At 63.9% G+C, this 18,068-nt stretch carries 18 protein-coding genes; 8 read left to right on the top strand and 10 right to left on the bottom strand.

Annotated features, from left to right (window positions below):
• Positions 1 to 192: 192 nt before the first annotated feature.
• Positions 193 to 1,182: a Bug family tripartite tricarboxylate transporter substrate binding protein gene (locus AC1DXM_RS06140; RefSeq protein ID WP_477232242.1), complete on the top strand. Its 990-nt coding sequence runs from the start codon at positions 193 to 195 to the stop codon at positions 1,180 to 1,182.
• A gap of 7 nt (positions 1,183 to 1,189) precedes the next feature.
• A complete protein-coding gene (locus AC1DXM_RS06135; protein WP_477232241.1) occupies positions 1,190 to 3,160 on the top strand; it encodes a tripartite tricarboxylate transporter permease in 1,971 nt (656 codons plus the stop codon).
• A gap of 133 nt (positions 3,161 to 3,293) precedes the next feature.
• Here AC1DXM_RS06135 and AC1DXM_RS06130 read toward each other — a convergent pair whose 3' ends face one another.
• From AC1DXM_RS06130 to AC1DXM_RS06100, 7 genes are all read right to left on the bottom strand, one after another.
• Positions 3,294 to 4,766, bottom strand: a complete 1,473-nt coding sequence (locus AC1DXM_RS06130) for a class I adenylate-forming enzyme family protein (RefSeq protein WP_477232240.1) — start codon at positions 4,764 to 4,766, stop codon at positions 3,294 to 3,296.
• The gene (locus AC1DXM_RS06125; protein ID WP_477232239.1) at positions 4,767 to 5,819 is read right to left on the bottom strand and encodes a thioesterase domain-containing protein; all 1,053 of its coding nucleotides are present in this window, start codon (positions 5,817 to 5,819) and stop codon (positions 4,767 to 4,769) included.
• Between the two features lie 100 nt (positions 5,820 to 5,919).
• Entirely contained in the window at positions 5,920 to 6,735 is an 816-nt protein-coding gene (locus AC1DXM_RS06120) for an inositol monophosphatase family protein (protein WP_477232238.1), read from the bottom strand.
• Positions 6,736 to 6,808: 73 nt separating this feature from the next.
• Positions 6,809 to 7,807 (bottom strand): LLM class flavin-dependent oxidoreductase, encoded by a 999-nt coding sequence (locus AC1DXM_RS06115; protein ID WP_477232237.1) that lies wholly within the window; start codon positions 7,805 to 7,807, stop codon positions 6,809 to 6,811.
• A 5-nt stretch (positions 7,808 to 7,812) separates the two neighbouring features.
• Positions 7,813 to 8,640, bottom strand: coding sequence for an arylamine N-acetyltransferase family protein (locus tag AC1DXM_RS06110; RefSeq protein WP_477232236.1), 828 nt, complete (start codon positions 8,638 to 8,640; stop codon positions 7,813 to 7,815).
• An 80-nt stretch (positions 8,641 to 8,720) separates the two neighbouring features.
• Complete coding sequence (locus AC1DXM_RS06105) at positions 8,721 to 9,893, bottom strand: AI-2E family transporter (RefSeq protein ID WP_477232235.1); 1,173 nt, start codon at positions 9,891 to 9,893, stop codon at positions 8,721 to 8,723.
• A gap of 287 nt (positions 9,894 to 10,180) precedes the next feature.
• Positions 10,181 to 11,242, bottom strand: a complete 1,062-nt coding sequence (locus AC1DXM_RS06100) for an LLM class flavin-dependent oxidoreductase (protein WP_477232234.1) — start codon at positions 11,240 to 11,242, stop codon at positions 10,181 to 10,183.
• A 322-nt stretch (positions 11,243 to 11,564) separates the two neighbouring features.
• On the opposite strand from AC1DXM_RS06100, the gene AC1DXM_RS06095 reads away from it, so the two are divergent.
• Positions 11,565 to 11,993, top strand: a complete 429-nt coding sequence (locus AC1DXM_RS06095) for a DUF6481 family protein (protein WP_112559037.1) — start codon at positions 11,565 to 11,567, stop codon at positions 11,991 to 11,993.
• Between the two features lie 87 nt (positions 11,994 to 12,080).
• On the opposite strand, the gene sugE is transcribed toward AC1DXM_RS06095, so the two are convergent.
• Entirely contained in the window at positions 12,081 to 12,395 is a 315-nt protein-coding gene (sugE, locus tag AC1DXM_RS06090) for a quaternary ammonium compound efflux SMR transporter SugE (RefSeq protein ID WP_477232233.1), read from the bottom strand.
• Between the two features lie 192 nt (positions 12,396 to 12,587).
• On the bottom strand, positions 12,588 to 12,713 hold the full coding sequence (locus tag AC1DXM_RS06085; RefSeq protein WP_112559036.1) for a hypothetical protein: 126 nt from the start codon (positions 12,711 to 12,713) through the stop codon (positions 12,588 to 12,590).
• Positions 12,714 to 12,928: 215 nt separating this feature from the next.
• On the opposite strand from AC1DXM_RS06085, the gene AC1DXM_RS06080 reads away from it, so the two are divergent.
• The 4 genes from AC1DXM_RS06080 (at position 12,929) to AC1DXM_RS06065 (ending at position 16,180) form a co-directional block, all read left to right on the top strand.
• Entirely contained in the window at positions 12,929 to 13,738 is an 810-nt protein-coding gene (locus AC1DXM_RS06080) for a transglutaminase-like domain-containing protein (protein ID WP_477232232.1), read from the top strand.
• Between the two features lie 116 nt (positions 13,739 to 13,854).
• Positions 13,855 to 14,820 (top strand): cation diffusion facilitator family transporter, encoded by a 966-nt coding sequence (locus tag AC1DXM_RS06075; RefSeq protein WP_477232231.1) that lies wholly within the window; start codon positions 13,855 to 13,857, stop codon positions 14,818 to 14,820.
• A 62-nt stretch (positions 14,821 to 14,882) separates the two neighbouring features.
• A complete protein-coding gene (locus AC1DXM_RS06070) occupies positions 14,883 to 15,287 on the top strand; it encodes a GFA family protein (RefSeq protein ID WP_477232230.1) in 405 nt (134 codons plus the stop codon).
• Positions 15,288 to 15,367: 80 nt separating this feature from the next.
• Positions 15,368 to 16,180 (top strand): class I SAM-dependent methyltransferase, encoded by an 813-nt coding sequence (locus AC1DXM_RS06065; RefSeq protein WP_477232229.1) that lies wholly within the window; start codon positions 15,368 to 15,370, stop codon positions 16,178 to 16,180.
• On the opposite strand, the gene AC1DXM_RS06060 is transcribed toward AC1DXM_RS06065, so the two are convergent.
• The gene (locus AC1DXM_RS06060; RefSeq protein WP_477232228.1) at positions 16,177 to 17,430 is read right to left on the bottom strand and encodes a DNA recombination protein RmuC; all 1,254 of its coding nucleotides are present in this window, start codon (positions 17,428 to 17,430) and stop codon (positions 16,177 to 16,179) included. The two genes, AC1DXM_RS06065 and AC1DXM_RS06060, sit on opposite strands and share 4 nt — an antisense overlap.
• Positions 17,431 to 17,533: 103 nt before the next feature.
• On the opposite strand from AC1DXM_RS06060, the gene def reads away from it, so the two are divergent.
• Positions 17,534 to 18,064, top strand: a complete 531-nt coding sequence (gene def, locus AC1DXM_RS06055) for a peptide deformylase (protein WP_477232227.1) — start codon at positions 17,534 to 17,536, stop codon at positions 18,062 to 18,064.
• The last annotated feature ends 4 nt before the right edge of the window (positions 18,065 to 18,068 follow it).

Genomic DNA, 18,068 nt, shown 5'->3' with positions numbered 1-18,068 from the left:
GCTTGGCGCGTATATAAGAACAGGCGGCATCGGGCGCAAGCATTCTGCGCAAGGCGTCCACGATGCGTCTCCTTGCGCCAAATCGACCCTCCGTCGGGCGGAGGCGGTCGAGCGGGCAGCATTATGGACGAAAAGGCCGCTTCTCATCGTTTTTGCCGCAGCTATAGTGCCGTATCATTTGGGGATTGGATAATGCGTTGGATTTTTGCGCGATTGCTCGCCCTTTTTGCCGTTGCCAGCCTTTCATGGGTCACTTGCCCGCCGGCCCAGGCAGTGGAATTCCAGACAATCACCATCAAGGTCGGTTATGGCGCGGGTGGCGGCTATGACCAGACTTCGAGGCTGATTGCCCGCCATCTCGGCCGGTTTCTGCCCGGGCAGCCCAACATCATTGTGCAGAATGTGCCGGGCGGCGGCAGCCTCAAGCTCACCAAGATGCTCGTGGGCAGCGAACCGGCCGACGGCAGCGTCATCGCCTCGATCAGCGAGGCGATGTTCTACGCCCCGATCCTTGATCCCGAAAACGCGAATTTCGACCCGCTTGCCTTGCAGTGGATCGGTTCGCTGGTCGATGATCCAGCCTATTGCCTGACCAGCAAGCAATCCGGCATCGACACGATGGAAAAGTTCCTGCAGTCGGATTTCCTGATCGGAGCGACAGGCAAGAACAGCACGACCTACATCTTCGCCGCACTGGCCAAGAATGGCATGAAGGCCAGATACAAGATCGTCACCGGTTTCGACGGCACCGCCGATATCGAACTCGCCATGCAACGCGGCGAGATCGCCGGCATGTGCGGGGTATCGAGCTCCCTGCTCAGGGGCGATCGCGCCGCGATCAACATTATCGGCACGTTCGGGCAGGGCGGTTCCGGCGCGACGCCGAGCATTTCGGCAACCATCGCCGACCCGACGGCACGTCAAGCGGCCGATCTCATCGAATCGGCGCTGCACATCCACCATCCGCTCGTCGCCCCGCCCGGCGTGCCGAAAGAGACCGTCGACGCGCTGCGCAAGGCCTATTCCGCGATGGTCGTGGACGCCGATTTTCTCGCCGATGCCACGAAGCTTGGCGATCTCACCCTCAACCCGACATCCGGCGAAGCGATCAGCCAGCTGGTCGCGCAACAGCTGAAAGCCTCGCCTGCGGTCTTCGCAGCTGCCCGGGAACTCGTGAAATAGGCCTAATGTGGATCTGATCCTTACCGCCATTGCGGAGATGGCGCAGCCATTTCGCATGCTCATGCTGGTCACCGGCGTGTTGGCTGGCCTTGTCGTCGGTGTCGTGCCGGGCATTGGCGGCCTGTTCGCCATGGCCCTGCTGATTCCGATGACCTACAATATGGACCCCTTTGCCGCCTTCGCGCTGCTGCTCGGCATGGGTTCGGTCACCACCACGTCGGACACCATTCCGGCCATCCTGTTCGGCGTTCCGGGCTCGGTCGGTGCCGCGGCGACCGTGCTTGACGGCCATGCCATGGCCAAGAAGGGCGAAGCGGCACGTGCCTTCGGCGCCTCCTATTCGGCCTCGATGATCGGCGGCGTGTTCGGCGCGCTGGTGCTGGCGGCGGCAATTCCCGTCATGCGGCCGCTGGTGCTCTACCTCAAGACGCCGGATTTCTTCGCCATCTGCGCCTTCGGCCTCTCCATCGTCGCCATCCTCGCCGGCAGCCAGCCATTAAAGGGTCTGGCGGCCGCAATGCTCGGCATGCTCGCCTCCTTCATCGGCATCGACAGCATTGCCGGCGTCGAACGCTGGAGTTTCGGCCAGATCTACCTCTGGGACGGCTTGCCGATCTCGCTGGTCTTCCTCGGCCTGTTCGGCCTGCCCGAACTGGCCTCGCTGCTCATACGCGGCTCGATCCAGGGCAACACCGAGCGGCCGACCTATGCCGGCATGTGGCAAGGCATCAGGGATACGCTGCGTGAATGGCCGCTGGTGCTGCGTTGCAGCGCCATCGGCTCGCTGCTCGGCGCCGTGCCCGGCATCGGCATCGCCGTGCTTGACTGGATCGCCTATGGCCATGCCGCGCGGCGGCCGGGTCCCGGGCCGAAATTCGGCCAGGGCAATGTGCGCGGCGTCATCGCGCCGGAAAGCGCCAACAACGCCAAGGAGGGCGGCTCGCTCATCCCGACCATCGCCTTTGGCGTGCCGGGATCGGCTTCGATGAGCATCCTGCTCGGCGCCTTTGTCATCCACGGCCTTGTCCCCGGCCCCGACATGCTGGGCAAGAACGCCGCGATCACCGTTTCGATGGTGCTGTCGATCGCCGTCGCCAACATCGTCGGCGCCGTCACCTGCCTGCTTCTGACCAGGCAGCTTGCCCGCATCGCGCAAGTGTCGGCAGCGATCCTGGTGCCGCTGGTGGTCACCTTCATCGTCGTCGGCGCCTACCAGACCAATATGAGCGCCTTCGACTTCCTGCTGGTGATGCTGGTCGGCGCGGTCGGCATGGCAATGAAGGAGCTCAACTGGCCGCGCTCGGCCTTTTCGCTCGGCTTCGTGCTCGGCCCCAGCCTCGAAAACTATTTCTTCCTCGCCTACCAGATTTCCGGCTGGGCCTGGCTGAAACAGCCGCTGGTGCTCATCCTGCTCGGCCTCGCCATTGCCGGCGTGGTCAGGCAGACCGTGTCCTGGATCAAGGCCCGCGGCAATGCCGACGCCTTGCCGCCGGCGTTGCCCGATATCGCCGCCAGCGGTGCGCTGACGCTGCTTGGCGTCGCGGCTCTGGTCACGGCATTGCTCGATTTCCCTTTCGAGGCCGCCATCTTCCCGGCCATCACGGCCGGCCTTCTGGCGCTGTTTTCGTTGTTGACGACTATCCAGACCGTGCTGCGCTGGCGAAAGCCGGTGCCTGCCAGCGGCGCAGATGTAACGCCGGCCGGCGAATGGCAGCCTTCCGACGGTCCGGCGATGAAGGGCAATCTCACCGTGCTTGGCCTCTGCCTGGCGCTCGCCTTTCTGGTCCTGTTGGCAGGCCACCTCACCGCCACATTCGTCTTTGTTGCCGCCGGTATCTGTATGCTCGGATCGCGGTCACTGAATATGGCGCTGGCTGTCGCCGCGGGCACGACGCTTTGCATCTATGCGGTGTTCGATCTGCTGGCGTCGCAGCCCTGGCCGGCGCCCTGGCTGACCGGTCTTTTCAAAGCCTTCTAAGGAACAACCGCCGCTCATGCAGGTGGCAAGCGGCGAGCCTTATTTCGTACGGGCGCTTCCCATAGCTCAAGGCGGATCCGGCGGTCTTTGAAGCTGCCAGAAACCTGTTGAAGTAACCTGTTGAGGTAAAAGCCTACGGTTTGGCGGCAGCCGGCGACAGCGTTTCGACAAGGCGGCGGCGCAGCAGCTTGCCATTGTCGCTGTAAGGCAGCGAACTCACCAGCCTGACCTCGCGCGGCCGCCGGTCGGGCGAGATGTTGGCGCGCAGGAAGGCCTCGAACTCGGCCACGCTTGCCTGGTCGGCGACGATGAAGGCGGCGATCTCCTGGCCCATCGTCGCGTCGGGAAAGCCGGCGACCGCGACATCCCTGACCTTGGGGTGGGCGCGGATCAGCTTTTCCAGTTCCTGCGGCGCGACATTGACGCCGCCGCGCACGATCATGTCGGCCTCTCGGTCGACAATGGTCAGGAAACCGTCATCGTCGACAAAGCCGATGTCGCCGGGAATGCCCCAGCCGGCACCCATCACCTTGGGGTCGACGAACGGCTTGTTGCCTGCCGACACCACCGCCGAAACCATGGTCGGCGTCCAGGCCTTGATCAGTCCGCTCTCGCCCTTGCCGAGCACACGCCCGTCCGCATCGAGAATTTCGACACGCACATCGGCAAACGGACGCCCGGCGGTGCTGGGCTTGGCCAGCACATCGGCGCCCGACAGGGTGGTGATGCCGCCGGTCAGGCTCGACGCATAATTGATGCGATATCCCGGCGAAAGATTGCGGTAGGCGGCCAGCTTGTCTTCGACGGTTGCCGGTCCGCCGATGCTGAAAAGCACCGCCAGGTCCGGCAGCAGCCGGGTCGAGCGTTCGCCCACTTCGCGCACCAGCCGCGTAATCACCGGCGGCGGCAATGCCGAGCCGCTGGCCTGGAACGACAGCAGTCCCTCGATCAACTCGGACGGCGTGAATAGCGGCGGAAAGAAATTGATCGTCCCGCCATGGCGCAGATAGCTGAACACTTGATGGCGCGTCGCCGAATAGGACATCACCATCGGAGTCAAAAGGCGCATGACCGTCCCGTTCAGCCCGCGCCGGTGCGACGTCACGCGTCCGGCAAGCGCCTCATGCGACTGCAGATAGCCTTTTGGGTCGCCGGTGGTGCCGGACGAGAACATCAGGAACGCCGGATTGCTGTCGTCGCCGCCGTCTCCAGCAAAGGGCGCAGGGGAGCTGTGCTTCCAGTCGTCCTGGAAAAGCACGCCCGGATAGACATCGTCGCCTGGCGGGCTGCGGCTTTCGAGGATCAGCGTCAGGATGAAGTCACGCGCAAACTGCGCCCGTTGGCTGCGCGGCGCGCGAAAGTCGGCGATCGAAACCGTGGCGCCGAGCTTCCAGCAGGCCAGGATCGACAGCACGACGTCGATGTTGCCAACCATCGCCAAGCCGACGCGATCGCCGGAGCGAACACCCAGTGCACTGAAATTGGCGGCGAGATGGTCGATCTGGGTCAGCGCTTGCGCATAGGTGATCTGGTCGCGGCCGCTGACCATCGCCACGCGGTCGCCATGGCCGGCGAAGGCAGCCAGTACGTCGCGGCCAAAACCCATCTAGCGGACCGGCATTCCGGCCGGCGCGCGCCTGGCGTCGAGGAAGGCGATGATCACAGCGTCGATCGCGTCCATGTTGGCGGCCCGGAACTTGTCATGGGTGCCCGGCATGACGACCGTTTCCACCCGCGTGTTCTCGCTCGCCCAGTCTTTGTACTGCTCGACCGTGGTGGCGCTCCATTCCGAGCTGGCGACGACGAGTATGTCGCAAGGGTAGGAAGACGGTGAAAAACCCGCGGCAGCGCGCACCAGCATGCTCTTGAAGGCCTTCTGCCTGGTGTGACGCCCAAGCCTGGACTGCCCAAGCCCGACCGCTGCCAGCGTGTCGCGCAGCAGCCGCCAGTAGACGACCTTGCGGGTGATTTGGCGCCGCCTTTGCGCGGTCATGCGGTTGTCGGCCATCGGCTTCAGCCAGGCCGAACCGAGCGGCGGCGGGTCGATCAGCAGCAAAGCCGGCCGCTCGCCGGTCGCCTCGAAGGTCAGCCGCCCGACCTCGATCGCCAGCAGCCCGCCAAGGCAGATGCCGCCGATAACGCGCGGGTGCTGGCCGGTGGCCGAGCTCAACCCGTCGAAATAATTGGCGCTGATCTCCTCGACGCTGTCATACGGCGTCTCGCCGGGCTCGAGGCCCATGCCGCGCACGGCGATGACGGAATAGCGCTGCTTCAGCGCCTTGCCGAAACGGTTGGCGAACAGCGCCGAGCCGGAAATGCCATGGATCATGGCGATCGGCTCCTGGCCGTGGCTGCCGGAAACCTGCACCGCCAGCCGCCGCGCCGGGTGCTCGGGCAATTGCAACGCGATCAGCCTGCCGAATTCGCGCGGTGTCGGTGCTTCGAGCAGCACCGAGGTCTGCAGCTTCACGCCGAACCGGCTCTGCACCGCAAGCACAAGAGTTTCGGCAGCCAGCGAATCGCCGCCGAGATCGAAGAAATTGTCGTCGAGGCCGACCGAGGCCAGCTGCAATTCCTGCGCAAAGATGCCGGCGATCGCCTGCGCCGGCCCGCTGCCCAACGCGGCTCGGTCTGGCCGGATGGTGTTATGCATGTTCATCGGCAAGCCCTTGAACCGATGGAATTGCCGTTGCCGGCAATAGTGCATCCCCTGAATGCCTGTCCGCTTTTAACCCACAGCCCATGTGTTGAACAGTGGCCTATCGCCGCGCAATACCGGCAGGCGCCGCTCCGAAAGCCTGCGCGCACAGCGCCTGCAGCTTCGGGAACACATGCTTGCCGCCGGCGATCACCTGCGTTCCGTGGCGGAGCACCGTCTTCGGGTCCGGCTTCAGCACCATGCCGCCGGCCTCTTCCATCAGAAGCATGCCGGCCAGGCAGTCCCAGGCGTTCATGTGTTCCTCGACATAGCCGAGCAGCCGGCCGGATGCCGCATAGGCCAGCATCAGCGCGCCCGATGCATTGCGGAAGAAGACGCCGCCTTCTGCCATGATCAGGCCGACGAGCACCGCGACATGCCTGGTTTCGGCGCGGTTCGACAGCCCGGTGCCGACCGATCCTTCCCCGAGGCCGGCGGTGCTGGCCTTGATCGACCGGCCGTTGACGAAGGCACCGCCGCCGCGGCGGCCGTGAAAAGTCTCGCCGGTCGACGGCTCGTGGATGACGCCGACGACCGCCTCGCCGTCTTTGGCGCAGGCGATGACCACACACCAGGCCGGAATACCGCGCACGAAGTTGGCGGTGCCATCGATCGGGTCGATGACCCAGACATGGCCCGTCGATCCCTCAACCGCGGCATGTTCCTCGCCGACAATGCCATCCTGCGGATAGGCGGCGGCGATCGCCGCGCGGATGAACAGTTCGACCTCGCGGTCGCCATCGGAAACCAGGTCCTGGTGGCCCTTGCTCTCGATGGTCAGGTTTTCGAGGTCGCGGAAGTATTTCAGGCCGAGTTCGCCGGCGCGTCGCGCCAGATCGATGGCGAAATGCATGCGCTGGTCGAGATCATTGGTCACGGCAAGGCTCTTGGCTGAGGAAGGCGTCTGCCCTTAGCAGACGAGCCTCTCCTGCAAAAGCTTCACGGGCGGCTCACGCGGCTTGCGACAGCGATTTGTGCGCCTCGGCCAGGATTTCGAACGAACGCACGCGCGCCGCATGGTCGAAAATCTGCGCCGTCACCATCAGCTCGTCGGCGCCGGTGCGGCGCACGAAGGCGTCGATGCCTTGCCGGACGGTTTCGGGCGATCCGACGACGGCACAGGACAGCGCCTGGCCGAGCATGGTTTTGGCCATCGGCTCCAGCGTCTGGTCATAACCCTCGACCGGCGGCGGCAGGCGGCCCGGCCGTCCGGCGCGCAGGTTGACGAAGGCTTGCTCCAGCGAGGTGAACAGCAGTTTTGCCTCGGCATCGGTCGGCGCGGCGAAAACGTTGAGGCCGAGCATGACATAGGGCTTGTCCAGCTGTTCAGACGGCTGGAAGCGCGAGCGGTAGATGTCCAGCGCATGGTCGAGCTCGGCCGGCGCGAAATGCGAAGCAAAGGCATAGGGCAGGCCAAGCAAGGCGGCGAGCTGCGCGCCATAGAGGCTTGAGCCGAGAATCCAGACCGGCACCTTCTGGCCTTCGCCGGGCACAGCATGGATACGCTGACCTTCCTCGGCCGGCTGGAAATACCCCATCAACTCGACGACATCCTGGGGGAAATTGTCTGACGCCTCGAGGTTGCGGCGCAGCGCACGCGCCGTGCCCATATCGGTGCCGGGCGCGCGGCCGAGGCCGAGATCGATGCGGCCGGGGTGCAGTGCCGCCAGCGTGCCGAACTGCTCGGCGATCACCAGCGGCGCATGGTTGGGCAGCATAATGCCACCGGCGCCGACGCGGATCGTCTTGGTGCCGCCGGCGACATGGGCGATGACGACCGCGGTCGCCGCACTGGCGATGCCCGGCATGTTGTGGTGCTCGGCCAGCCAGTAGCGCTTGTAGCCGAGCCGCTCGGCATGGCGGGCAAGGTCGAGCGAATTGGCCAGCGACTGCGAGGCGTTGCTGCCTTCGACGATCGGCGACAGGTCGAGCACGGAAAGAGCGGTCATGGGCCTCAAGCCTTTACGATGTTCAGCTGCCGGACCTTGGTTTCAAAGGCGGCGCGGTCGGGGATGATGATGTCGAGTTGGCTTTCCAGAATGTCGGCGAATTCCGCCGCGGTCGCGATCTCGCGTTGCTCGCTGCGGCCGCCGACATGATGCGTCGACAGCCTGGCGTTGCGCAGCGCATAGCGCCGGTCGGGCAAGGCGCGCGCCGCAACGACCGAGGACAGGAAATGCGAGGTCGGATGGGTCGAGACGAAGTAATTGGCGACCGCATAATCGACCTCATGGGCCGGTTGCATGTCGAAGCGGTAGAGTGTCTGCCAGTCGCCGCCGACATTGGCTTGTACCCGAAAATGATCGGACGTCTCGATGATGCGGAATGTTTCGTGCGGGGTCTGTTGTTCGAGGCCCGGCTCGAACAACAGCGGCGCGGTCATCGTCAGGCCGCCAAAGCCGACATCGGCAATGTAGGTCCTGCTGTCGAGCTCGATCCGCAACAGCATGTGGCTGCGCGCGGTGATGGCGTCCTCCGGCAGCCCCCTCAGAACCCGCGCCGCGAGGCCGCTGACCTCGACGCCCAGCGCCTTCAGCGCATGCATGAGGATCAAATTGTGTTCGAAGCAGTAGCCGCCGCGGCGGCGCGCGAAAATCTTGTCCTGCAGCGAAGCGAGATCGAGCTTCACCGCGATGCCCAGCAACGGATCCATGTTCTCGAAGGGGATCGCTTGCGGGTGCTGACGGTGCAGCGCCTTCAGCGTGTCGAGCGACGCATCGGTCGAACCGCGATAACTGATCCGGGCGAAATAGGCGTCGAGGTCGAAGGAGGCGTCGGTCATGGCAGGGTCCGGCTTGACCGGCTCGATATAGGCACTCGATCGGAAGACGACAAACAAGAGACGACAAGCAGTACCGGCCTCTATGCCTTGGCCTCGCCATTCTCCTCGGCCGCTTCGTCCTCCACCACGACCGCCGTCTGCTGTGCGGCGAGGAAGTTGCCGACATGGCCGAGGCCTTCGAAATGGTCGCAGAACACTTTGATGACGACCAGCAGCGGCACGGCCATCAGCGCGCCGACGAAGCCCCACAGCCAGGACCAGAAGGCGATGGCGATGAAGATCGCCACGGCGTTGATCTCGAGGCGCCGGCCGACCACCATCGGCGTCACGAACTGGCCCTCGATGATGTCGCACAATAAGACAAAGGCCGGCGCTAAAAGCGCGTAGGAGATTGTGTCGAAGCTGATCAGCGCCATCACCGAGACAAGCACGATGGTCAACAGTGCGCCGACATAGGGTAGGAAGTTGAGCAGAGCGGCGGCGACGCCCCAGACCAGCGGATTGGGCATGCCGAGCGCCCACAGGCCAAGGCCGATGACGGCGCCGAGACCGGCATTTATGATCGTGACCGTGAGCAGATAGTGCGAGATCTCGCGCTCGACGTCATAGACGACGCGCAAGGCCCGCTTCTTTTCGCTGAGGCTGGCGAAGGACTGGATGATCTTCTCGTAGAACATCGTGCCCGATGCCAGCAGGAACAGTGACAGCACGAAGATGATGGTGAAGCTTGTGCCTGCTGCCAGGACATTGCTGGCGGCCGCCGACAGGATGCCGGACTGCGCCACCGCCACTTTCTGGATGCCCGGCTCCTGCGAGGTCTCGGTCATCTGTTCGATCTGATGCGAGATCTGCATGATCCTCTCGAGCGGGCGCCGCAATTGCGCCAGCCGCTCGGTCAGTTGCTGGCCGATCGACGAGGTGTTGTTGAGCAGGTCGATGACCGGACCGCTGAGCAGGTAGCCTGCGATGGCAACGAGGCACACCGACAGCACGACAAGCAACGTCGCCGACACCACTTCGGGAATGCCGCGCTTGCGCAGGAAGCGCACGATCGGCGTCAGGGTCAGCGTGAGCAGGAAGGCGAGGATGACCGGCATGAAGAAGGCGCGGGCGAAATAGAGCGCGTAGATAGCCATCAGGATGAAAATGCCGATGAGCAGCGAACGCATCAGATGCGTGTCCGCGCGCGCGACGACTCGCGGGTCGTCCGATATGGCTGTGCCGGCGCCCGGAGCAGCGGGTTCGGTTTTCATGGGTACCCCTCACCGCCAGTAACGCGCCATCAGACGCGTGCATCAGACGCGTGGCTGACTGCTGTCCTCAAACGCAGAGTGCCGGGCAAGGTTCCATGAGCCGGCTTTGGGGATCGGAGCCAGCCAACACGTCTGGTGCAACGGCCCGGCGCCACGGTCGGCACGCCACAGACCGTTGCCTCCAAGGAATTGTGCATCGAGTGCATGTTCCGGCCGACGAAGCGACGAGGCCCATCATGCCGAGATGATGGCGGCCGCCGGCTAATGGCAGGCCGCCAGCCTGTCGGTCAGGCCGCCGGCACCGCGAGAGCCGGCGCCGACTTCGCCGTTTCCTTGCGCACGATCGGCGCCACCTTGGTGCCGTAGAGTTCGATCGCCTTCATGATCTTGGCGTGCGGCATGGTGCCGATCGCCATCTGCAGCAGGAAGCGATCGTTGTTGAAGATCTTGTGCTGGGCGACGATCTTTTCCGCCACAGCTTCAGGATTGCCGACGAACAGCGCGCCGTTTGGGCCACGCGACTGATCGAAATGCGCCCGCGACGTGGGACCCCAGCCGCGCTCGCGGCCGATGCGGTTCATCACTTCGGCCTGCGGGCCGTAGAAATCGTCGGCCGCCTGCTCGGTGGTCCCGGCGATGAAGCCGTGCACATTGATGCTGGTGGCAAGCCCCGTGGGGTCGGTGCCGGCACGCTTCGCAGCCTCGCGGTAGATGTCGAACAGCGGCGCAAGGCGCGCCGGCTCGCCGCCGATGATGGCCAGCGCCAGCGGCAGGCCGAGCACGCCGGCGCGGGCGGCCGATTGCGGCGTTCCGCCAATGGCGATCCAGATCGGCAATTTGTCCTGCAACGGCCGCGGATAGACGCCGCGGTCGTTGATTGCCGCACGCAGATTGCCGGACCAGGTGACTTTCACGCTGTCGCGTATCGCCAGCAGCAAATCGAGCTTTTCGGCGAACAGTTCGTCATAGTCTTCGAGATTGTAGCCGAACAGCGGGAAGGATTCGATGAACGAACCGCGCCCGGCCATGATCTCGGCCCGGCCGCCCGACAGAAGGTCGAGCGTCGCAAACTGTTGGAAGACGCGCACCGGATCGTCGGAGGACAGAACGGTGACCGCGCTGGTCAGCTTGATACGCTTGGTGCGTTCGGCGGCGGCGGCCAGCGCCACCACCGGTGCTGAAGCGGCATAGTCGGGGCGGTGATGTTCGCCGAGACCAAAGACATCGAGGCCGACCTGGTCGGCCAGCTCGATCTCTTCGATCAGGTTGCGCAGCCGCTCGTGCGGGCCGATCGCGCCGGGGCCGGGCTCGGGGCTGACGTCGGCAAAAGTGTAGAGACCGAGTTCCATGATCTGTCATCCAATGGTTGGGTTTTGCGGCTAGAGCATGTCGCTCAAAAGTGATCCCGGTTTCGAGAGAACGACATGCACAGAAACAAAAGACCGAAAGCGCGACGCGCTTTAGGTAGCGACCGAGCCGCCTTGCCGCCAGAGGGGAGGATGGTGAACAGTGCATGTCGGTTTCAGCCAGCTTCTGTCGGCTTTGGTCGGCAAAAGCGCGTCTCCTGGCTGCAACAGCGTAGAATTTCATGGCTGGCATTCCGTTTTGGCGCTTGAACTATCGGTTTTCGCGCGTATGTAAGCGTCGCGAATTGACTTCAGGGAAGTGGACTTGGCTATCTACAGGGAAAAAGACATTTTCGAGCGGCGCAATGCCGCGAACGAGGCAAAGAAGGCGCTTCTGGAGCGCTTCAAGTCAAAGCCGGCGGCAGATGATCCTGCGGTGCTGGCAAGACAGGCCGAACGCAAGGCGATCCTCGAGGCGCGTGAAAAGCGCGAGGCCGAAAAGGCCAGGCTGAAGCAGGAAAAGCTGGCACGCGAGGCGGTCGAGAAGGCCGAGCGCGAGGCAGCAGCCGAAGCGGCGCGTATTGCCGCCGAAGAGGCAGCTCAGGCTGAAGCGAAGATCAAGGAAGCCGAAGAAAACGAGCGCATCGCCCGTTTGCTGGCCGACGAAGCCGAACGCAAGGCCAAGCGCGACGCACGCTATGCGGCGCGCAAGCAGCGCACCGGCCGGACGCCTCCGGGCTTCTCCGCCCGCTAACGCTTCGATCGAAACGATCGGACATCAGGGTCGCCTTCCAGCGGCCCTGAACGTATTTGTGCGCCGATTTCCTCGTTTGCTTTGGCTCTAGGCGGCGAGCTTCAGCCCCATAATGCCGCAGACGATGAGCGCAATGCAGCCGAGCCGGATCGCGGTTGCCGGCTCGCCCAGCAGCCAGATGCCGAGCAGCGCCGTGCCGACCGTGCCGATGCCGGTCCACACCGCATAGGCCGTACCGACAGGCAGCGTCTTCAGCGCCAGGCCGAGCAGCCCCAGGCTGACGATCATCGAGGCGACGGTGAGCACCGTCGGCAGCGGCTTCGAGAAGCCGTCGGTGTATTTGAGGCCGATCGCCCAGCCGATCTCGAACAGGCCGGCGACAAACAGAAAAATCCACGACATCGGGATACACTCCATTCCATGAGGATGGCGGGTCGTCCCGGCCGGTTTTTCGGGGAAGGCGCGAGGTCGTCCTCGCGGCTTCGGTATAGGCGGCTTCGCCTGCCCGATCAACAAAACACCGGCGGCATTGCTCATGCCGCCGGTGTAAAAATCTGCGCCGAAACGGATTGCCCGGATTTCGGTCCGAGCGACTTACTTGTCCTTGAGCCTGATCGCCTTGACGGGAGGCGCCTTGAGCGCCGGAGCCGCGGCGGGCTTCTTGGCGTCCTTCTTCGGCTTGCGGGCTTCCTTGCCCGCCTTCATCGCACCTTTAGCCATGATTCGGTCCTCCAATTGCTGGGACGCCAAGTGAAACAAGAGAAACGCCGGACTGCAAGGGGGCTGGCGCCTGTCGCTGGCGCCAGCGGGCCGCTTTCAACCGCTTTCTAATTTGCTCGTAAACCATGCCGGTCCGTGCCATGGTTGTCTTCGCACTGCAGCATCAGGCCGCGCTTCCTGCCGGGCGATGATCAGGCAGGTCGGTCAGGACACAGATGCGAATCCACATCGGCTGCGAGATGAGCTTCGACTTTCCGCAGGAAACGCCGCTGATCGCGATGCTCAACGTCCATTACTCCCGCGCATCCGATCTTGAGCGTCCGGATTTCCTGACCTCCAATCCGGCCGTGCCGATCCAGAGCTACCGCGACAGTTTCGGCAATTGGTGCAACCGCTTCATCGCGCCACCCGGACGCTTCACCTTCGGCACCGATTCAGTCATCCGCGATCCCGGCACCTTCGAGATGGGCGACCTGATGGCCTGGCAGCACGAGGTGCGCGACTTGCCCTCGGACACACTGCTGTTCCTGTTGCCGAGCCGCTTCTGCGAAAGTGATCTTTTGGCCAATGACGCATGGCGGCTGTTTGGCAACACACCGCTCGGCGTCCCACGCGTCCAGGCGGTCTGCGACTTCGTCCACAACCACATCGTCTTCAGCTACGGCAATGCGCGGCCGACGCGCACCGCGGCCGAAGCCTATCGCGAGCAAAGCGGCGTCTGCCGCGACTTTGCCCATCTCGCTGTCGCCTTCTGCCGCGCGCTCAACATCCCGACCCGCTACTGCACCGGCTACATCAGCGACATCGGCATGCCGAAGCCTTGGGCGAGCATGGATTTCGCCGCCTGGATGGAGGTCTATCTCGGCGGCCGCTGGCATGTCTTCGATCCGCGCAACAATTCCCCGCGCATCGGCCGTATCCTGATCGCCTCCGGCCGCGACGCCGCCGACGTGCCGCTGACCCACATTTTCGGGCCGGGCACGCTGGCCGGTTTCAAGGTCTGGACCGACGAGATCGTCGAATAGCGGCGTCTTTTTCTCCAGCCAGCCTTCAAGGGCCTGAACGACCGGGCGTCTGGCGCGTTGTGATGCCCGTGGAGCTTCGGTCGCAGGGCGTTACATTGGGTGCCTTGGAGGGCAGCATGGCAGCGCATGGCGGGTCGAAGACGGTCATCTACGCGGCGCTTGCCGGGAATCTTGCCATTGCGCTGACCAAATTCGTCGCCGCCTTCTTCACCGGCAGCTCGGCCATGCTGTCGGAAGGTGTCCACTCGCTGGTCGATACCGGCAATGGCGGCCTGCTGCTCTACGGCATGCACCGCGCTGCCCGGCCGCCGGACCGCACACATCCGCTGGGCCATGGCCGCGAGCTGTATTTCTGGAGCTTCATTGTCGCTCTGCTCGTCTTTGCGCTCGGCGCCGGGGTGTCGTTTTACGAGGGGGTCATCCACATCATGGCGCCCGAGCCGATCGCCAATCCCAAAATCAACTACATCGTGCTTGGCCTCTCGATGCTGTTCGAGGGCAGCTCCTGGTATGTGGCGCTGAAGGAGTTCCGCCAGCAAAAGGGCAAGCAGGGCTGGCTGCAGGCCGTACAATCGAGCAAGGATCCGAGTGTTTACACGATCCTGTTCGAGGACAGCGCCGCGCTCCTTGGCCTGGTCGTCGCCTTCGCCGGCATCCTGGCGGCGGAGGTCCTCGACATGCCCGAACTCGACGGCGCCGCCTCGATCGGCATCGCGGTGATCCTCGGCGCCACCGCCATCTTCCTGGCGCGGGAAAGCAAGGGCCTGCTCATCGGCGAGACGGCCTCGCCGGAAGTACAGGCCAAGGTGCTGGCGATCGCCCAGCAGGATCCGGCGGTGCAACGGGCCAACGGCGTTCTCACCGTCCACCTCGGGCCACAACAGATCGTCGCCGGGCTCAGCATCGAATTCGAGGATCATCTGACGGCGCCCGAGATCGAAGCCTGCGTCGAGCGCCTGGAGGCGCTCTTGAAGAAAGAGATGCCGGAGATCACCAGGCTGTTCGTCAAGCCGCAGACGACGGGAACCTGGGAACGCCGACGCAAGGTTATCGAGGCTGCGTCCGATCCGCCTCTGGCCTAGCGCGGCGCCGTTGCCTTCCCGCATCGCTCGGCTAAGATTGACCGACTTTTGGAGGAGTGACGATGAAAATCGACGGTGGGTGCCATTGCGGCGCCATAACTTATGAAGCAGAGGTCGACCCGGAAAAGACCTCCATCTGTCATTGCACCGATTGCCAGCAACTGACCGGCACCGCCTTTCGTGTCACCGTTCCCGCACCTGAGGATCACTACAGGATCACCAAGGGCACGCCAAAGGTCTATATCAAGACAGGATCGAGCGGCGCCAAGCGCGCCCAGGCCTTTTGCGGCGACTGCGGTTCGCATCTTTACGCGACGTCGGTTGGCGACGGCCCGAAGATCTATGGGATCAGGACCGGGACCGCGCGGCAACGCGAGGATCTGGTTCCGACCCAGCAGAAATGGCACCGATCGGCCCTGCACTGGCTTCCGGAATTCGAGGGCGTAAGCATCGTCGAGGCGCAGTAGCACCTGTTCGCGGTTAAACGCGGCCCAAACCAGACGATTGTGTGCTAGGCTCGCCATCAAACGGATGGTGGGTGGTAGCGATGCTGGAAACGGACAAGATCTTTGCCGGCTCGATTCCGGAAAACTACGACCGCTACATGGTGCCGTTGATTTTCGAGCCGTTCGCCGCGGATATGGCACGACGGGCAGCGGCCTTGTCGCCCGGCGCTGTCCTGGAAGTCGCCGCAGGGACCGGGGTCGTCACCCGCGCATTGGCGCCAAAACTGTCTCCTGGCGCCAGCTACATGGTGACCGATCTCAACCAGCCGATGCTCGACTTTGCGGCTTCGCGGCAAGCTCCCGACAGTCGCATCCAATGGCGCCAGGCGGATGCACTGGCGCTGCCGTTTGAAGATGCGGCCTTCGATCTCGTTTGTTGCCAGTTCGGTGCGATGTTCTTTCCCGACCGCACCGCCGGCTATCGCGAAGCAAAGCGGGTCCTGAAGCCCGGAGGCCATTTCCTCTTCAACGTGTGGGATCGCATCGAGGAGAATATGTTCGCCAATGATGTGACGAATGCTCTTGCGGAGATCTTTCCGGCCGATCCGCCACGCTTTCTCGCCCGCACGCCGCACGGCTACCATGACACGGCTCTGATCCGCAGCGAGGTGGAAGGCGCAGGTTTCTCCCGTGTCGCGATCGAGACGAGGGCCGAACAAAGCCGTGCATCCTCGCCGCGGCTTCCGGCGGTTGCCTATTGCCAGGGAACGCTGCTTCGCACCGAGATCGAGGCCTGGGATGCGGGAAAACTGGAAGCGGCAACCGATCATGTCGCAGCCGCAATTGCGGCCAGACACGGCAGCGGCGAGGTCGCGGCCAAAATTCAGGCACACGTAATCGTCGCTACGGTCTAATCGTCGCCCTCGACGACCCGGAGCCTGAGTTGGCCCGTCTTTGAATCCGCCACCCGCACCCCGGGTTCGGCCTTGGCGGGTCCGCCGCCGCGCACTTCGGCTTCGCTTTCGCCAAACTCCAGCGCCTCGATCTTCTGGCCGCGCCTAGTCACCTTCGATGTCGACACCAGGATCTCGTCAATATCCTTGGCCGACTGGCCAAAATGCGTCTGCAGCCGGCGCACGCGTTCGTCGACGCGCGCTACGTCTTCCATCAGCCGGATGACCTCGCCCTGGATCAAATGCGCCTGCTCGCGCATGCGGGCGTCCTTGAGGATTGCCTGGATGACCTGGATCGACAGCATCAGCAGTGACGGCGAGACGATGATGACACGCGCACGGTGCGCCTTCTGGATGACCGCGTCGAAATTCTCGTGGATTTCGGCGAACACCGATTCCGACGGCACGAACATGAAGGCGGTGTCCTGCGTCTCGCCTTGGATCAAATATTTTTCCGAGATGTCGCGGACATGGATCTCGATGTCGCGGCGGAAGGCCTGGGCCGCGACCTTCTGCAAGTCGGCGCCATCGGCGGCGCGGATGGCGTTCCAGGCTTCGAGCGGAAACTTGGCGTCGATGGCCAGTGACGGCGCGCCGTTCGGCATCCTCACCAGGCAGTCGGGCCGACTGCCGTTTGACAGCGTCGCCTGGAATTCATAGGCACCCATCGGCAGGCCGTCGGCGACGATCGCCTCCATGCGCGACTGGCCGAAGGCGCCGCGCGTCTGCTTGTTGGACAGGATCGCCTGCAACTGCACGACCTGGCCGGCAAGTGATTGGATGTTGCCTTGCGCGGTATCGATGACCGCCAGCCGTTCCTGCAATTTCGCCAGGCTCTCATGCGTCGATTTGGTCTGCTCCGTCATGGTCTGGCCGAGGCGGCCGGTCATGGCGTCGAGGCGCTGGCCGATCGACTGGTTGAGTTCGGCCTGCCTGGCGCCGAACACCTCGGCGATGGCGCCCATGCGGCCTTGCATCTCGGCCTGGCTTTGCAAAATGCCGGCCATCCGCGCCTCGGCGTCGCGGGCGTGGTCGGCGGCTTCCGCGGCGGCGATGGTGCGCGCCCTGGCCGACCGCCACAGGGCAACCACCAGCGCCAGGAACAGGCCGAGAAACACGATCGCGCCGAAGGCCAGCGCATGGCCGAGCGTGATCGTCGTGGCGCCAAGCTGGGCCACAGGTTCGGAAAGGATGGAGTTCAGGTCGTTCATGTCGCCAGCATAGCCGATTCGCCGGTCTGGCACAGATCAAAACGTGAACGGGCGCAAACCGCCCCGGTTGACGCTTTTCGCATGACGTCTTAGGTGAGACGCCATGTCGATCAAGCCGCTCATTATCCTTCCCGATCCCATCCTGCGCCAGGTTTCCAAACCGCTCGAACGCGTCGACGCGTCCGTGCGCAAACTGGCCGACGACATGCTGGAGACCATGTATGACGCTCCGGGCATCGGGCTCGCCGCAATCCAGATCGGCGAGCCGCTGCGCATGCTGGTCATCGACCTCGCCAAGGAAGACGAGACGCCGGCGCCGCATGTCTTCATCAATCCCGAAGTGCTCGAAAGCGCCGACGCGCGGTCGGTCTACGAGGAAGGCTGCCTGTCGATCCCGGACTATTATGCCGAGGTCGAACGGCCGGCTTCGGTGCGGGTGAAATATCTCGACCGCGACGGCAAACTGCAGGAGATCGAGGCCGAAGGCCTGATGGCGACCTGCCTGCAGCACGAGATCGACCACCTCAACGGCGTGCTGTTCATCGACCACATCTCGAAGCTTAAACGCGACATGGTGGTCAAGAAGTTCAAGAAGCTCGCCAAGGACAAGGCGCCGGGCAAGCTGGTGGGATAAGAAG

The organism is Mesorhizobium sp. P3_A2 (assembly GCF_056403115.1).
The sequence above is the reverse complement of the archived record's forward strand: the minus strand, read 5'-3'. Positions and strand labels throughout refer to the sequence as shown.

Excerpts from the sequence above, each read along its gene's own strand:
- AC1DXM_RS06140 (WP_477232242.1), top strand. The coding sequence starts at position 193 with ATGCGTTGGATTTTTGCGCGATTGCTCGCCCTTTTTGCCGTTGCCAGC.
- AC1DXM_RS06130 (WP_477232240.1), bottom strand. The coding sequence starts at position 4,766 with ATGGGTTTTGGCCGCGACGTACTGGCTGCCTTCGCCGGCCATGGCGAC.
- AC1DXM_RS06125 (WP_477232239.1), bottom strand. The coding sequence starts at position 5,819 with ATGAACATGCATAACACCATCCGGCCAGACCGAGCCGCGTTGGGCAGC.
- AC1DXM_RS06115 (WP_477232237.1), bottom strand. The coding sequence starts at position 7,807 with ATGACCGCTCTTTCCGTGCTCGACCTGTCGCCGATCGTCGAAGGCAGC.
- AC1DXM_RS06110 (WP_477232236.1), bottom strand. The coding sequence starts at position 8,640 with ATGACCGACGCCTCCTTCGACCTCGACGCCTATTTCGCCCGGATCAGT.
- AC1DXM_RS06105 (WP_477232235.1), bottom strand. The coding sequence starts at position 9,893 with ATGAAAACCGAACCCGCTGCTCCGGGCGCCGGCACAGCCATATCGGAC.
- AC1DXM_RS06100 (WP_477232234.1), bottom strand. The coding sequence starts at position 11,242 with ATGGAACTCGGTCTCTACACTTTTGCCGACGTCAGCCCCGAGCCCGGC.
- sugE (WP_477232233.1), bottom strand. The coding sequence starts at position 12,395 with ATGTCGTGGATTTTTCTGTTTGTCGCCGGCCTGTTCGAGATCGGCTGG.
- AC1DXM_RS06085 (WP_112559036.1), bottom strand. The coding sequence starts at position 12,713 with ATGGCTAAAGGTGCGATGAAGGCGGGCAAGGAAGCCCGCAAGCCGAAG.
- AC1DXM_RS06080 (WP_477232232.1), top strand. The coding sequence starts at position 12,929 with ATGCGAATCCACATCGGCTGCGAGATGAGCTTCGACTTTCCGCAGGAA.
- AC1DXM_RS06075 (WP_477232231.1), top strand. The coding sequence starts at position 13,855 with ATGGCAGCGCATGGCGGGTCGAAGACGGTCATCTACGCGGCGCTTGCC.
- AC1DXM_RS06070 (WP_477232230.1), top strand. The coding sequence starts at position 14,883 with ATGAAAATCGACGGTGGGTGCCATTGCGGCGCCATAACTTATGAAGCA.
- AC1DXM_RS06065 (WP_477232229.1), top strand. The coding sequence starts at position 15,368 with ATGCTGGAAACGGACAAGATCTTTGCCGGCTCGATTCCGGAAAACTAC.
- AC1DXM_RS06060 (WP_477232228.1), bottom strand. The coding sequence starts at position 17,430 with ATGAACGACCTGAACTCCATCCTTTCCGAACCTGTGGCCCAGCTTGGC.
- def (WP_477232227.1), top strand. The coding sequence starts at position 17,534 with ATGTCGATCAAGCCGCTCATTATCCTTCCCGATCCCATCCTGCGCCAG.